The 14,998-nt window shown below is 42.0% G+C and carries 13 protein-coding genes; 5 read left to right on the top strand and 8 right to left on the bottom strand.

Annotated elements, in window-relative coordinates; translation table 11 throughout:
• Positions 1 to 54 precede the first annotated feature (54 nt).
• Positions 55 to 483, top strand: coding sequence for an energy transducer TonB (locus tag J8Z28_RS12855; RefSeq protein ID WP_250659571.1), 429 nt, complete (start codon positions 55 to 57; stop codon positions 481 to 483).
• A 64-nt stretch (positions 484 to 547) separates the two neighbouring features.
• Here the strand turns inward: J8Z28_RS12855 and J8Z28_RS12850 are convergent, their stop codons facing one another.
• From J8Z28_RS12850 to J8Z28_RS12840, 3 genes are all read right to left on the bottom strand, one after another.
• A complete protein-coding gene (locus J8Z28_RS12850) occupies positions 548 to 2,305 on the bottom strand; it encodes a TonB-dependent receptor (protein WP_250659570.1) in 1,758 nt (585 codons plus the stop codon).
• A 122-nt stretch (positions 2,306 to 2,427) separates the two neighbouring features.
• On the bottom strand, positions 2,428 to 3,567 hold the full coding sequence (locus tag J8Z28_RS12845) for a TonB-dependent receptor (RefSeq protein WP_250659569.1): 1,140 nt from the start codon (positions 3,565 to 3,567) through the stop codon (positions 2,428 to 2,430).
• A gap of 377 nt (positions 3,568 to 3,944) precedes the next feature.
• A complete protein-coding gene (locus J8Z28_RS12840) occupies positions 3,945 to 4,790 on the bottom strand; it encodes a MurR/RpiR family transcriptional regulator (RefSeq protein WP_054560797.1) in 846 nt (281 codons plus the stop codon).
• 337 nt (positions 4,791 to 5,127) lie between these two features.
• On the opposite strand from J8Z28_RS12840, the gene pbp4b reads away from it, so the two are divergent.
• On the top strand, positions 5,128 to 7,575 hold the full coding sequence (pbp4b, locus tag J8Z28_RS12835; RefSeq protein ID WP_250659568.1) for a penicillin binding protein PBP4B: 2,448 nt from the start codon (positions 5,128 to 5,130) through the stop codon (positions 7,573 to 7,575).
• A gap of 94 nt (positions 7,576 to 7,669) precedes the next feature.
• A complete protein-coding gene (locus tag J8Z28_RS12830; protein WP_250659567.1) occupies positions 7,670 to 9,046 on the top strand; it encodes a Na+/H+ antiporter NhaC family protein in 1,377 nt (458 codons plus the stop codon).
• A gap of 257 nt (positions 9,047 to 9,303) precedes the next feature.
• Here J8Z28_RS12830 and J8Z28_RS12825 read toward each other — a convergent pair whose 3' ends face one another.
• The 4 genes from J8Z28_RS12825 to J8Z28_RS12810 form a co-directional block, all read right to left on the bottom strand.
• On the bottom strand, positions 9,304 to 10,440 hold the full coding sequence (locus tag J8Z28_RS12825; RefSeq protein ID WP_250659566.1) for a PQQ-dependent sugar dehydrogenase: 1,137 nt from the start codon (positions 10,438 to 10,440) through the stop codon (positions 9,304 to 9,306).
• Between the two features lie 433 nt (positions 10,441 to 10,873).
• Positions 10,874 to 11,473, bottom strand: coding sequence for a hypothetical protein (locus tag J8Z28_RS12820; protein ID WP_250659565.1), 600 nt, complete (start codon positions 11,471 to 11,473; stop codon positions 10,874 to 10,876).
• Complete coding sequence (locus J8Z28_RS12815) at positions 11,463 to 12,014, bottom strand: RNA polymerase sigma factor (RefSeq protein ID WP_250659564.1); 552 nt, start codon at positions 12,012 to 12,014, stop codon at positions 11,463 to 11,465. Before J8Z28_RS12815 ends, J8Z28_RS12820 begins: the two co-directional genes overlap by 11 nt.
• Before the next feature lie 6 nt (positions 12,015 to 12,020).
• A complete protein-coding gene (locus J8Z28_RS12810; RefSeq protein WP_250659563.1) occupies positions 12,021 to 12,668 on the bottom strand; it encodes an energy transducer TonB in 648 nt (215 codons plus the stop codon).
• Positions 12,669 to 12,774: 106 nt separating this feature from the next.
• Between J8Z28_RS12810 and J8Z28_RS12805 the strand changes: the two genes are divergently transcribed.
• Positions 12,775 to 13,281, top strand: a complete 507-nt coding sequence (locus tag J8Z28_RS12805; protein WP_250659562.1) for a DUF3087 domain-containing protein — start codon at positions 12,775 to 12,777, stop codon at positions 13,279 to 13,281.
• A gap of 9 nt (positions 13,282 to 13,290) precedes the next feature.
• Positions 13,291 to 13,740 carry a low molecular weight protein-tyrosine-phosphatase gene (locus tag J8Z28_RS12800; RefSeq protein WP_250659561.1) on the top strand — a complete coding sequence of 150 codons (450 nt, stop codon included), beginning with the start codon at positions 13,291 to 13,293 and terminating at the stop codon, positions 13,738 to 13,740.
• 27 nt (positions 13,741 to 13,767) lie between these two features.
• Here the strand turns inward: J8Z28_RS12800 and J8Z28_RS12795 are convergent, their stop codons facing one another.
• Complete coding sequence (locus J8Z28_RS12795; protein ID WP_250659560.1) at positions 13,768 to 14,841, bottom strand: energy transducer TonB; 1,074 nt, start codon at positions 14,839 to 14,841, stop codon at positions 13,768 to 13,770.
• Positions 14,842 to 14,998 lie beyond the last annotated feature (157 nt).

Genomic DNA, 14,998 nt, shown 5'->3' with positions numbered 1-14,998 from the left:
ATACCCATAAAAAAGCTGTGTTATATTAAGGAACTTGATTTACAAGGATATAGCATGAAAGTTCATTTAATTGCTGCACTCGCTTTACTCGCTGGCTGCTCACAACTCCCAAACACTACAACAAGTAACTCAACCGATGTGCTCGATCTTCGTGATGATAAAAACGCAGCAGAGCAGCTGTGGACACTTAAACATGCAACAAAGCCCAGTTACCCTAAAGCAGCTTTTATATCTAAGCAGACGGGCTGTGCGCGCTTTATTATTACTATTGATAAACAAGGTAATACCACCGATATCCGTTTTGTAGAGAGCTTCCCTGAAGGACTATTTGTCGATGTGTCGCGAGAGTCGCTTAAAACTTGGCAGTGGCAAGCAAGGGAAAGTAACAGCGAAGTGAGAGCGATTATTCGAACTGTGCAACTCGACTACTATATGAAAGAAGCGAGTAATATGGATGCCGCAAAAGCATTTTGTACAATTTAAGCTTTTACTGTTTTTAAGGCATAAAAAAGGGCCGCAATAGCGGCCCCCAACAGGATTGATAAACTTAGAACTTGAAGTTAAACGACAGCTGCACGCGACGTGGGCTGTAGTAGTTGCGATACTCACCAAAGGTTTCTGACGAGACATAAGGGTTATTGTTATAACCTGTTTGACGGTCAAATACGTTGAAGATATCAGCGCGGAATTGTAATTCCATGTCACCTGAGAACTTAAAGTCTTGGGTGTAGTTTAAGTCAAGTTGCCAGTGGCTTGGGCTACGACGGCTACCCGCAGGCTCGCTGTAACGTGTGGTACCACTTGAGTAACCGTAGATTGAACCATCCCATGCTTCCCAAGGTTTACCCGACTGGAATACAAAGTATGCACCGATGTTCGCATCCCATGGCACAGTGTAGTAACCATACACTTTTACTTTATGTGGCTTATCACCTGATAATGTACCGTATTTGTAATCCCAAGGGTAACGGCCACGGCCATCGCCATAGTTTGATGAACCAATGAAGGTATTAGCATCTGTTGTTGCTGTGGTGTTATCTTGGTCGAAGTTACCGTAGTAATGGCTCCAAACATAAGAGGCATTGATGTAGCTGTTTTCACCTAGATATTCAGCTTCGATACTAGCTTCCCAGTACTTGGTTTCGCCGCCATCTACTTCGGCAATAACATAAGAAGAACCACCAATTTCATCACGGATTTCATCTAGGTTATCTACATATAAACCTTTGTCTGCAATATGTTGTGGTACGCCATCAGCATCAACGCCAGAGTAGTCAGTTAAGCGTGCATTGTTTGGCATATCTTCCCAGAAATGCGACGCTTTACGGTGACGTACGTGAGCACGTAATACTAAATCAGAACCCACATATTTAGTGGTACCAAGAGTAAACTCTTTGATTTGACGAGGTGTTAAATCATCAGCAAATACTTTACCTGATGAACCTTGACGTGGTTCAGCGTAAATTACGTTACCCGCTTCATCAAATTCAACTTCGATTTCGGCACGGGTATTACGGTCCCAAGAGGCTGCGCGCGCTAATGAGCTTGCTTCAGGGTTATACATTGAGAAGTTTGCAAATACTGAGTCTTGATCTGCATAATTCCAATTCACACCTAAACGCGGTTGGATCATATCTGACCAATCTGTTTGGTACATTTTGTATTTTTCGCCTGGTGCTAACTCATAGCCAGAGAGCGTACCTGATGCCGATTTAAGGCCTTGGCCATACCAAGTATCGCGGCTTACGAGTACACCCACATTGTAAGTCCAATCACCTACTTCAATGGTATCGTTGATTTCGAAATTCAGTGTTTCCATTTCTGAGTTGATAGCAGAAACGGCGTCTTCACCAGCAACCAAGCTCATTTGTTGTACGCGAGCACGGTAAATCACCGGGACAGAGCTGCCTTCTTCTAAGCTTTCATCGAGGCCGCCAACATAAGAGATTCTACCCCAACCGTTTGAAAGGCGAGACAGTACTTCTTTGCTTTCTTTCCATTCACCACCTACATGTAACGTGTGGTAAGTATCGCCCCAGCTAAATTCATGTTCTAGGTTTAACTCGAAGCTATCACGGTAAAAGTCAATATTATCGTATTGGTAATAAGCTCCAACACCGCCGCCACCAAGCATTTCGCCGTTTTCAGTATAACCGTACTGTGCAATTAAAGGTGCGGCGCCTGCATTAAATGCAGCAATTTGCTCAGCTGTGTAGTTATCATCAGCATCTAATAAACTAGGTACACTGAAGTAACCCATTTCAGTTAGATTACTTAAGTCAAGTTGACCTGTTAGCGATGGCACTACAGATAGCTCGGTATCTGGTGTGGTACCAGACTCAAGTTCAAATTTACTGTACTGGAATGAAAGGGTTGTTGCGTCACCTAAGAGCCATGAACCATCAAAGGTAAAGATATCTTGGTCTGCTACATCCCCGCAGAGACGCTGTCTGTTTCGTAAGCGCCAATTGAGCGACCTTCGATGGTTTTTTCTGAAGTACGCTGTGAAATATTAAGTAAAATATCGTCAGTAGGTGCCCAAGTTAACTTACCAAAGTATTCATCACGCACACTCTTATAGTCTTTTACTTCACCATACGCAGTATCTTTATTAGTACGAGTTTCCTCAGGACGATAATAAGAAGTGTAGAAGTATAAAGAGTCTTCAATAAGCGGGCCGCCTAAACTTGCTGTAAGCCAGCTTTTATCTAGCTCATAGCTTTCTTGACCTGTTGGTGTTGCCACTAAACTTTTAGGTTGAACCTTGTATTCAACATTACCGTGGAATTCGTCAGTACCTGATTTTGATACCGTATTGATTGAGAAGCCGCCTGAGCGGTTAAAACCAACGGCTTTTGCACCACCGCGGTCCATAGTTACGTAAGCAACGTCATGAGTTGATGGCTCTGATGCTAAGTTACCAAACATAGGTAGAGATACATCAACACCATCAAAACCATACGAGTTATCAACACCAGAACCACCGGCTGATGGGCCTAGCGTTGCGTTTTCAGATAGTTCAACACCCGGTACTAGTTTTAATAGGTCACGGTAATCTTGACCAACTGGCACGCTATTGATTGCTTCTTCACCAAGTGAGTTAGTCAGTGCAGACTTACCTTGGCGGAATAATTTACTGCCGGTAACCGTGATGACTTCAACGTTTTCGTTAGCACCACCCATAGTGACGTTTAGACTCGAAGTTTGTTCAAGTAAAACATCCACAGTCATGGTTTGAGTTACACCGTTTTTATCGGTGAAGGTCAGTTCATAAGTACCCGGTTTTAATTGTGGTAAGTCGTAGCTGCCGTCTTCTCGCGTAACAACGGTACGTGGTTTTGGCATCACATTACTTTTTGCTGTTACTGTGATCCCCGCCAGTGACTGCTGTGCTTCTGGTGATGATACTTTACCTTTGATCCCCCCGGTTAGATTTGCAAAGGCTGGCGCGCTGGCTAACGCCGCGGCCATAACAACACCTGTAAAGGCTGTTTTCTTTGCGCGAAGTGCATTGCTAGTCGCTTTTGCTATATAGCTCATTGCGAGTGTGGATGCATGTTGTTTCATTGTTTCCCGTCCTTATATTTATATGCTTTGCTGGACTACTTACCCAATTGAGACTTATGAACTTTAAAATTATGTTGCCCATATATTAAACAGGTGTTATTTAAGTTGGTCAAGAATATTTTTTCATTTAAAGGTTGGTTTTTAGGAATAAAATATATAACCGATTTTAGGTAAAGATCAGTAATGACTTGCTTTAACGGGGTGCTAATTTATTCTTAGTACAACTTTGTAAGAAATTATGATTTTAAAGTCAGTCGCTTATCGCAATTGTTTGGTAGTTTAGAGGAGAAAGGGGATTGTTAAACTGCATCCTAAATTAGGCATAAAAAAAGCAGCCTGAGCTGCTTTAAAGTATTTATATAACCTTATTGAAGAAATTAGTTATTCTTAAATTCGCCAACAACTTCATTAGAATGTTCTAGTAACTTACGACCTTGGCGGCTTGACTGTGTTAGAGCAATAAACAAAATATCAATGACAAAATCTTGTGCCGTACGCGCTAAGATTGACGATAAACGTACAGACTCGCCTTCAGCAACCGAATAAAGTTTTACATCAGCTGAGTCAGCAACAAGGCTACTACCAAATTTAGTCACTGAGATCACCGAGCTTGAGTTTTTCTTAGCTTGTTTAACAACTTCGGCAATTTCGCGAGTCATACCTGACTCACTTATCGCGATAACCAAATCACCTTTTGAAAACGTCGCAACATACGCAAGTTGTGCATGCCCATCGGGCTCTGCAATAGCTGGCATACCGAGTTTTTGTAATTTATAAGAAAAATCTTTTGCGACCAGTGCTGAGCCACCTAAACCACAAATTAAAATGCGCTTTGCAGATTTTAATAGCTCTACCGCTTTTTCGACAGCTGGTGCTTCGTTGAGGTTTTTGGTTTCGGTTAACACCGCCAATTTACTGCTTAATAGTTTTTCGGCGATTTGCTCTAGCGAGTCATTCAGAGTGATCTTGCCATGTAGCTTAGGTTCGCTGCTTTCATCGTTAAGTGCATCAATTACCGCAAGTTTAAAAGCAGGGAAGCCTTTATAACCTAACTTTTGCGAAAACTTCACCACACTTGATTGGCTTACACCAACCACTTTTGCTAGTTCAACCGATGATAAATTACGAATGGCATTCGCTGAATTTAACGTAAAGTCAGCAAGCTTAGCTTCGCTGCTCGATAGAGATTGGCGTAAGGCTTTAATTTTTACAAAAGTAGACATAGGGCTCACTTTGTTTGCTTAACTTAGTCAAAGCGCAAAGCGATGGTTCTATTATAAACACAGGGCTTGGGCGCATTGTTTGCTTAACACGACGACTTATTTTTGTTTTAGCAGACCTAAGTTTGGAATATTTTTCTTAATTTAGATGGAATAATATAGTTTTATTCCATAATAGATACAACTCTAATTATTGAGATAGCTCTATTTTTAGTAACTTAGCGATAATGTATGCTTTTTATTCTTTAATTGGGAAATAAAATATTTTACATGTTAAGTGGGTGTTGCTACTGTATTGCTGAGAATCGTCAACGCTTAAATCATCAGGTATGAATCTGTTATGAGTTTTACCCCTTTGAAAACGTTACTTAAACAGCTGTGTTATCTTAGTAGTGCGGCATTATTAGTAAGCTGCGCCAGTAATCCATATACCTATACACAATCAGCTAATTACAGTCATCGTGTTAAGTTTTTAGTGATGCATTACACCGCCATTGATTACGAAAAATCAATGCGTGCGCTCGTGGATGAAGGGGGCTTAAGTTCACATTATTTATTACCTGAATCAGGCGACCCGAGTTATCCAAAAGACGATTTAGAAATTATTCAGCTGGTTGATGAGAAAGATAGAGCATGGCACGCCGGACGCAGTTTTTGGCAAGGCCGAGAAGATTTAAATGATCATTCAATTGGTATTGAAATAGTGAATGTACCAAGCTGTCATATTCCTGAGCAAACTAAGCTTGCGATGGAAAATGACGCCAGCAAGTTATGTATTTTCCCAGATTATGATGCCAAGCAAATAGAGCTACTAATAAAACTTAGTAAAGATATTCTTGCCCGTAATCCTGATATTGGCCCAACTCAAGTGATTGGCCATTCTGATATTGCCCCAAGCCGTAAGAACGACCCAGGTCCGCGTTTTCCTTGGTATCAACTGTATAAAGCAGGTATCGGTGCATGGTATGAAAGCGACACCGTTGATAAATATTGGCAGTTATTTAGTGCATCAAAACCTTCAGTTGAATTAATGCAAAAAGCATTACGCAGTTACGGCTATGAGGTGATTGCAACGGGTCAACTTGATTCGCAAACGCTAGATGCCCTTAGTGCCTTTCAAATGCACTTTTTGCCTTGGCATGTAAGCGGTAATAGTGATGCAAGAAGTGCCGCGGTGCTATTTGCATTACTAGATAAGTACTTTCCTAAAAAGCTAGAGCGGTTATTTAAAGAATATCAGCAGCAACAGCAAGCGGTTGAGCCAGCGCCAAAAACACTGGCCAATGCACAAGTTATAGCGCGTATTCCGGCTCTTGATCCAAGCAGTCGCGCGCTTGTTAACGACCGAGGCACATTTACAGCCTATAAAGGTCGCGGTGAAATTATCATTGAAAACCAAGATGCAACCAGTGCTGATATTTTCATAAATGGTGAAAAAATTAATATTGCCTCACCGTTAACAGCCGAAAAAATATATCAATACAGTTTGGCTAAACGCACCCGCGATGGCATAAACACGTATAAAGTAGAAAATGTATTACCTGAAGGGGCAAGCTTAACCTTACGTTTTCCTTACCCAACGCTTGATAAAAACAGCACTCAAAAGCGTTTTAGTGCCGTTGATGAATTAATTAATCAAGAGATTAAAGAGGGCTTTCCGGGCGCGGTACTCGCCGTTGTTAAAGATGGCAAGTTGATTAAACTAAGCCATTATGGCGCGGCTAAAAAGTACCATGCTGATGGCAGTGAACTTGCAAGCCCACAATCTATGCAAAACGATACCTTGTTTGATATAGCTTCAAACTCAAAAATGTTTGCCACTAACTTTGCGCTGATGAAGCTTGCCAGCGAAGGTAAACTCGACGTAGAAAAACCACTGTTTTATTACCTACCAGAATTTAGAGGCAGCGGCCGTGAACAGCGTTTAGTAAAAGATTTACTCACCCATAGTGCGGGTTATCCTGCGGTGGTTGATTTTCATCGTAAAGACAATAAATTTGGTGAGCGCTTTTTTTCTCAAAACAGCCTGCGTACTAAAAACCTACTGTTAACAGGTGTCCCTTTTGTGGCTGGTCGTAACGTAAAACACCTATATTCTGATATCGATTATATGTTGCTTGGTGTACTAGTTGAACGCATCAGTGGTATGGCGCTCGATACCTATGTAGAAAGCCAAATTTATCAGCCACTTGGTTTAACACATACGGTTTATAATCCATTACAGAAAGGTTTTTTAGCTTCGCAAATTGCTGCCACTGAGATTAACGGCAACACCCGAGGTGGTCGCATCGAGTTTGAAAATATTCGAACTGATGTACTGCAAGGTGAAGTACATGATGAAAAAGCGTTTTATGCTTTAGGTGGCGTAGCAGGGCATGCAGGGCTTTTTAGCACTGCCGGTGACTTATCCGTGCTTATGCAGGTGTTACTCAATGGCGGTGGCTACGACAACAAGCAAATTTTTACGCCACAAGTACTTGAGCAATTTACAAACTCCCAAGCAAGTGATGAGACTTATGGTTTAGGGTGGCGTAGAGCGGGGCATCAAGCGCGTAAATGGCATTTTGGCCCTTATGCTAGCCCGCGGGCTTTTGGTCATACCGGCTGGACAGGCACCGTGACCGTTATTGACCCTGAGTATGACCTTGCTATTGTGCTATTAACCAATGCCCGTCATACACCGATTGAAGGTTCACAAGAAAATTACCAGTTTGTCGGCAAGCGTTTCGAAACAGGTAAGTATGGCTCTATTATCTCACTGATTTATGAGAGTATATTAAATCACTAGTCGAATTAAGTTGAGTTTGGTGGCAAAGCCATTAAGCTTAGCGAGTTTTCGCATAATAAAAATAAAATGTTGTTCTTAATTTAAAAGGGTTTTTATGTCTTGGTATTCAATTTTACCACCCTTGATTGCTATCTTAATTGTGTTTTGGCGCAAAGAAGTGATCATGGCGTTATTGGTCGCGGTTGCGTCGTCTGAGTTTTTGCTTGCTCTGAATGGTGAAGGTAATACCTTGTTTTTCACCTTTATCAACACTATTGAGCGAGTCATTGAGGTTGCCAGCTCCCCTGGTAATAGCCGCATCCTTATTTTTAGTATCTTAATAGGTGCTTTACTTGCCTATATTCGTGAATCTGGCGGTGTAGCCGCTACCGTTAACTTGCTGATGAACAAAGGGGTGGCTAAAAGTAAGCGCCAAGTGGGCTACTTAACCATGTTCTCAGGTATTGCGGTATTCATTGAATCGAACTTAAGTGTATTAACCTCGGGAATTTTATCGCGTGGTTTATTCGATAAATTTAAAATGAGCCGAGCACGCCTTGCTTACATTATCGATAGTACCAGCGCACCTGTGTGTATCTTAATCTTGCTAAATGGATGGGGCGCCTATGTACTCGGCCTTCTTGGCAACTACGAAATGGAAGAGTCTGCGGTATCGGTGTTGTGGGGCAGTATTGGTTATAACTTTTACGCCATTATCACTTTACTTATTGTGTTTTACACCATCACCTTTGACAAGGTACATGGCCCATTAAAGCAAGCAGAAGAAAACCTAGAGCAACAAGAAACCGAACTTACAGAAGAAGTGAAAGGTTCAAAAGCACGTTACATGCTTGTGCCTCTAATTACCTTAATTGGTAGTATGGTTGGCTTTATGTTCTGGACTGGCGATGGCGATATTGCCAGCGGTAGTGGTTCTAAATCAGTGCTGTATGCAACTATTTTAGCCTGTGTTGTAGCTTACTTTTTAATGATTAGCTCGCGTGAATTTACACATCATAAGCTGGTAGATATTGGCTTTAAAGGAATGGGTGAATTGCTGCCACTGGTTGCAATCGTATTGCTGTCACTTACTTTAGGGGCAAGCTTAAAAGACCTAGGTACGGGTGTGTTTGTTGCAGGCCTTGTGGGTGATTTCTTACCTATTTACTTGGTTGTGCCAGTGCTGTTTTTAACCGGTGCGGTAATTTCATTTACCACAGGTACCTCGTGGGGCACATTCGCAATACTTATTCCAATCGGTGTACCGCTCATTCAAGCTTTAGGTTTACCACCTTCATTGGTTATTGCCGCTATTTTAGGTGGTGGTGTGTTTGGCGACCACTGCTCACCAATCTCAGATACCAGTGCGGTATCGGCTATTGCATCAGGGTGTGATTTATTAACTCACGTAAAAACCCAAATGCCATACGCCTTATTCGGCGGCGCATTAACCTTTATAGCTTACCTTGTAACGAGTATTATTGTTTTATAAGTAATAGCTTTAAGCTGTAAGCCTTAAGTTATAAGTAAAAAACCACAGAGAAGTCTGTGGTTTTTTATTGCTTGTAACGTCAGTCGTCATTTATGGCGACACATGTCGAATCACTTATAAAGTGACGGACTAAAGTCCGACCTACAAGAGTATGGATTGAGGCCATCGTGCGAAATAAATTTCACGCCTACGGTATTCCTTTACTCTTTCCCTTTGTAACTCGCTAACTCGTTGGGTTTCGCTACGCTCTACCCAACCTACGATTTCGGTACAATCTTATAAACACCGACACCATCAACGCCAAGATATAAATCACCATTAGGGTGGGTGGCTAGGCTACGAACGCGACCTACACCTTCAAATACCTTGCTGTGGCCTGTTACTTTGTCACCATCAAGTTTTACCAAAACAAGGTGGCCAAACTTCATCGAACCTACGGCAATTTGGCCTTGCCACTGTGGGTATTTATCGCTGGTGATAAATTCCATTCCAGAAGGGGCAATTGAAGGCACCCAATACCAATCAGGTTGTTCCATTCCTTCGCGACTAGTTTCGTCGGTAATTTTTGTACCAATGTAGTTGATCCCATAAGTGATCTCAGGCCAACCATAGTTTGCACCTGCTTTAACTATGTTGATTTCATCGCCGCCACGAGGGCCATGTTCATGGCTCCAAATAACTCCCGTCTCAGGGTGCATTGCCATACCTTGTGGGTTACGGTGTCCATACGAATAAATACTTTTGTGAGTTGTTTTATGGTTATAAAACGGGTTTGATTTAGGGATAGAGCCATCGCTATTGATACGGTGAATTTTGCCTGCATCATAGTCTAGACTTTGTGGGTGAACGTCTCTTTTGCCACGGTCGCCAATAGAGAAGTACAAGTAACCTTGTTTGTCGAACTCAATACGCGAACCATAGTGTTTTGTTGTTTCAATATTTGGCTCGCCATCAAACAATAATTGCTGATCGACAAGAGCCATATCTTTAAAGCGGGCGCGCATAATTGAGGTATTGTAACCCTCACCATCGCCCTCATAGCCCGAGTAAGAAAAGTAAATCCAACCATTGTCGGCAAAGTTCGGATCAAGCTCTATATCTAATAAGCCTCCTTGACCTTCATCATGTACTTTAGGTGTGCCTTTAATTGCTTGCTCAACGAGTTTGCCATCACGAATTAACCTAAGCTCGCCACGTCTGTCGGTGACGAGTAAGTCACGCTCGTTAAGCCAAGCCATACCCCACGGAATTTGAATTCCTTCGCTTACTAATTCTAGTTTGTAGTTATTAGCACTGGCATCCAGAGGAATCTTTTGCTCCGGCTGAGCACAAGCTTGCAAGCTCGACAAGCTAATTGAGGCAATGATTAAACTGTTAAACAAAGACCTTTTCATGGTAACTCCATAATATTTAAACACGATGTTACTAGCCTAGCTGGTTCAGCATTAAATTGTTATTAACATTAGAGCAATGTGCGATTATTGGTAGGAAAAGCGAGGTAAAGAGTGGAGTATTAGCCTCAGTCGTCAGTCGTCAGTTTGAAAGCTGATGGCTCGTCGAAACCTTCGCGCGAAATAATTTTCACGCCTACGGTACTCCTTTACTCTTTCCCCTTGTAACTCGCTAACTTGTTGGTTTCACTCCGTTCTACCGAACGACACGTAGGTCGTCATTTATGGCGACAAATTATCTTTTCATTAACGGGCTAAAGCCCGACCTACAGAGTATGGATTGAGGCCATCGCGCGAAATAATTTTCACGCCTACGGTACTCCTTTACTCTTTCCCCTTGTAACTCGCTAACTTGTTTTAAATCTGGCAGCTGTTTTCAAGCTTTACACTTTTCCGCCTCATGAGTCAGCTGTTTGAGTGCGATGATTTGGCCTTGCTTGTTTTGGTCTAGGGCGAGTAAGTCTCCTTGGTGAATATGAGTATCTAGGGTGCCGTGTTTTTGTAGTTCTTCAAGGAGTGATTGTTTAATTTGTACTATGATATTTTGCTCGCAGTCGGCGATATACCAGTCGTTATCAACACTGACTAGACGGCCGGTGAAGCTGGTGCGGGCTTGGTGATTGGCTAATGCTTGTTGGTAGTTCGCATCTAGGTTTTGTTTTTGTTGTTTAAGGTTACTCACATAGCTGCCTTTGGCGTCAAGTTCATGTACCTCAAGCCATTGATAATCTGATAAATCTACGGCATAAACATGGGTTAATTCACGGTTATTGTATTGCAGCATGACAAAACCAAGAATCGCTAAAGCAGCAAAAACACCGGTCATTTGCAGGCCTAAAAAGCGCTGTGGTCTTGGCGTTGCCGACTGTGGCTTTTGCATGTGTGAAAGCTCGTCGCTGCTTAAGCTGTGCTCTGCCTTACGTTTTTGAAAATGTGCTTTTAAATCAGCATCGAGTTGCTCGTCGTTACGCTTCATGATGGCCTCCTAGTTGTTGTTTCAGGTTTTGACGGGCATATCGCAGCCGAGTTTTAATAGTCTCTGGGTTACTTTGTGTGATAGCAACAATATCTTCGAGACTAAAGCCTTCTTGTTGTAAGGTCAGCGCTTCACGTTGTACAAAGCTAAGTGCCATAAGTGCTTTATCAAAGGCTTCGTAGTCATAGTGATAACTTGCATCCTGAGATTCAGTAAATAGTTGGTTGTCTTCTAATTCAACGAACTTTTGCTGCTTACGAAACTCATCAATTAATAAATTACGTGCTAACCGAAAAAGCCACGCTTTTGGGTTGTTCTGTTCATTGTAAAAGTCGCGTTTATCAATGACTTTTAACCAGGTTTGCTGGCATATATCGAGGGCAAGATCTTTATCACTTTGTGTAACTAGGTAGTGATAAAGATCGTTCCCATATTGAGCAACGAGTTGGTTAAGGTAACGGTTGTCGCCCGTTTTGGCATACTGCGCCAAACAATCTGTGTTTGGCTTGTCAAATAACCATGTCTTGATGCTCATTAGCATAGGCAGTTATCCATCTATTTTAAAATCAAGTTGAACGCTTTGGTTTGTTTGTAATTGTGCCACACCTTCAACAACTTTAGGGCGATATTTCCAACGTTTAATGGCGCGAATTGCTTCACGGTTAAATACCCGTTTGGGCTCTGCATCAATAATAACAGGGTCAATCACTTCGCCAGTCGGAGAAATGCTAAAGCTAATTTGTACCCAACCTTCAATGCCATCACGAGCTGCTACCGGAGGGTACTTAGGGTTTATACGCACAATTGGTGTTGCATCTCCCGTTGGTTGGTTAATGCTTTTGCTAAGCGTGTCGCCAATGTTATCGAAAGTCATCGTTGGTGTTAAATCCGCAACTGCAACTGTATCGGTTGTATCAATCGTTGGGCGTGGCGGTACTTTTGGTGGCATTTTAGCAACTGGCGGTGGCGGCAGTGTTTGCTTTACTTGCACTTTTGAGTCTTTGGGTACTTCATAAATTTCAACCGTGATATCTGGGCCTGTTTTAACATCGGCTCTTTGCTCAGCAGAAATTAAGTACTGCATAAATGCAAATGCTGCAAAGGTCATGACACCGCCGCCAATAATTGCTGCGGTTGTCTTCAAAGCAGCATTGCTGTTATTCAAGCTTGCTGAGTTTAGTGGTAAAGTATGCATAGCCGTTCCTCTTTGGATAATTGCTTTCATAGCTAAAACGGCTGGCAAATAAAAAAGGGGTGAAATTTTTTTCACTTTTTATTTTTCACAAGTTTTTTAGGTTGTTATGAAACTTATTCAAATAGATAAAGCCCGTTACCGTAAACATTTAAACCAAGTAATTATTGCTTGTGTAATTGCTTTAGCCGTTGGCAGTTTAGCCATTTCACAAACGTTAATAGCGTTATTTCCTGACCCAAGCGGTAGCCATTTTCATTGGAACCTATTAGGTGTTGTTGTGTGTAGTTTGCTGGTGGGCTTTGTGCTTAATAAATACCGCAATCATGATTACATGACTGAAATAGTCTATGTGTGGGAGCTTAAAAAAGCGCTGAATAAAATCACCCGTAAAATGCCAAAGTTAAAAGCAGCGGGGCGCGAGGGCAATGCAGATGCTTTATTAGCAATTCAATACAGCTATGCGGGTTCGCGTTTGCTATGGCAGCTTGATGACAACACTATTACCATGGATGAGTTGGCAATTAAGCAGGCAGAGCTTGATAGTGTTGCAGAAAAATACAATCTCTCGCTTGATGCAGAACGTTATGATGAGTCAATCTTAAAGCAATTTTAAGGACGAATAATGAAAAAGGTTTTGATTGTTTGCTTAGGCAATATTTGCCGCTCACCTACTGCTGAAGCGGTACTTCGTAGTCGTGCCAAGGCGCTGGGTGTCAATGTCAAAGTTGATTCTGCTGGCACCATTGGTTATCACCAAGGTAATCCACCAGATTCGCGCTCAAAAGCAGCAGCCGAAAAGCGCGGTTATAGTTTTAAAGGCATCTATTCGCGACCAGTAACTCAATCTGATTTTCATGAGTTTGACTTAATTCTCGCAGCCGACAAGCAAAATCTTGCTGATTTACAAGCCCAGTGCCCAGAGCACTTACAATATAAGTTGTCGCTATTTTTAAGTCATGGTGACGCAGGGGAGAGCGAGATCCCTGATCCCTACTATGGTGGCGATCAAGGTTTCGAAAAGGTCCTTGACTTAATTGAGGACGCAGCAGATAACCTGCTTAAAAAGCTATAAAAAAGGGTCGCATTGCGACCCTGTTATTTATCTTTTTATTTTAAAGTCTAATTGCACCCGAGAAGTTGCAGCAATGGCTTGACCATTTTCAAACTTAGGCGCGTAACGCCATTTTTTCATTGCTTTTACCGCTTCTCTTTCAAATGCAGTACCACCTTCAGAGTCAACCACAGTTATGTTGTCTACAAAGCCTGTCGGGGTTACTTCAAATTCCATCACGACAATGCCGTCTTCCATACGTTGTGCTTTTGACATCGGGTATTTAGGTGGCACACGGTACAACGGCTCTTGTTCTTGGCTTTCTTTCCAAGGCACCATTTTTGCAATCGCTAAGCAATGTTTGGTTGCTTCGTCGCTTTTACCTGTTTTTTCGTATAAGTGAACCAACTTCGAATGGGCGTTTAATTCGGTTTGATGATCAAAGTCTAGCTCTTGATCAAATACGCTAACTACGTGATTCAATCGCTCAATAGCGGTGCTGTATTTACGTTGGTTTTCTGCAAATGCGGCAACTAAAAAGTCTGCGCTAATACGATCGACAGCGTTATTTGGTAAGTTTTCTTGGTAGTACTTATCGGCTTCTTCAAGATACTCCTTTGCTGTGTAATAGCGCTCGCCAGTGCCTTTGTAAGCAAGGATACGAGCAGCGGTCATTTTTGCATCAGCAACAAGCTTGTCTGAGTTTTGTTTTTCAGCAATGGCAATGACATCATCAAGATACGTATCAGCGCGCTTAGCTGAGGGAGTTGATTCTGCCATGCCGATTAATGAATCATACACTTGCACACTTAGCTTGCCGTGGTTTTTTTCGAGTATTTCGTAGGCTGTGCGATATAACTCAAGGCGTTGTTCTTGTTCGCTTTTATCTAGGCTGTTTGCATAGTTAATAGCAAGATTGGCGGTGTTGTCGGCGCTTTCACCATAAATTTCTTTGCCAAGCTCAAACGCTTTTTTAGCAAGCTCGCTACTGTCTTGCTTATTTTCTACAGCAGCGACATAAGCGCGGTAGGTGTCGTTAAATTCTTGTGTGGTCGTTTCATTGGCAATGCCTTGCTGACTAAATAGTAATGCAACACATAAGGCAAGTGAGCTCTTTTTCATAATATTCCTTATTATTTTGCCCAGAGAAGAGGGGATTAATACTCGTTGATGATAATCATTATCATCATGAGGTACAAGGTATCTAGTAATTTTTAATGTATCACTGTTTTTAATTTAAGCAAAAACAGTGATTAAGCTTAACCGGTCGCAGGTACTT

Source organism: Pseudoalteromonas sp. SCSIO 43088 (genome assembly GCF_023650795.1).
GTDB lineage: Bacteria > Pseudomonadota > Gammaproteobacteria > Enterobacterales > Alteromonadaceae > Pseudoalteromonas > Pseudoalteromonas shioyasakiensis.
This window is presented reverse-complemented; position numbering and strand designations above follow the sequence as displayed.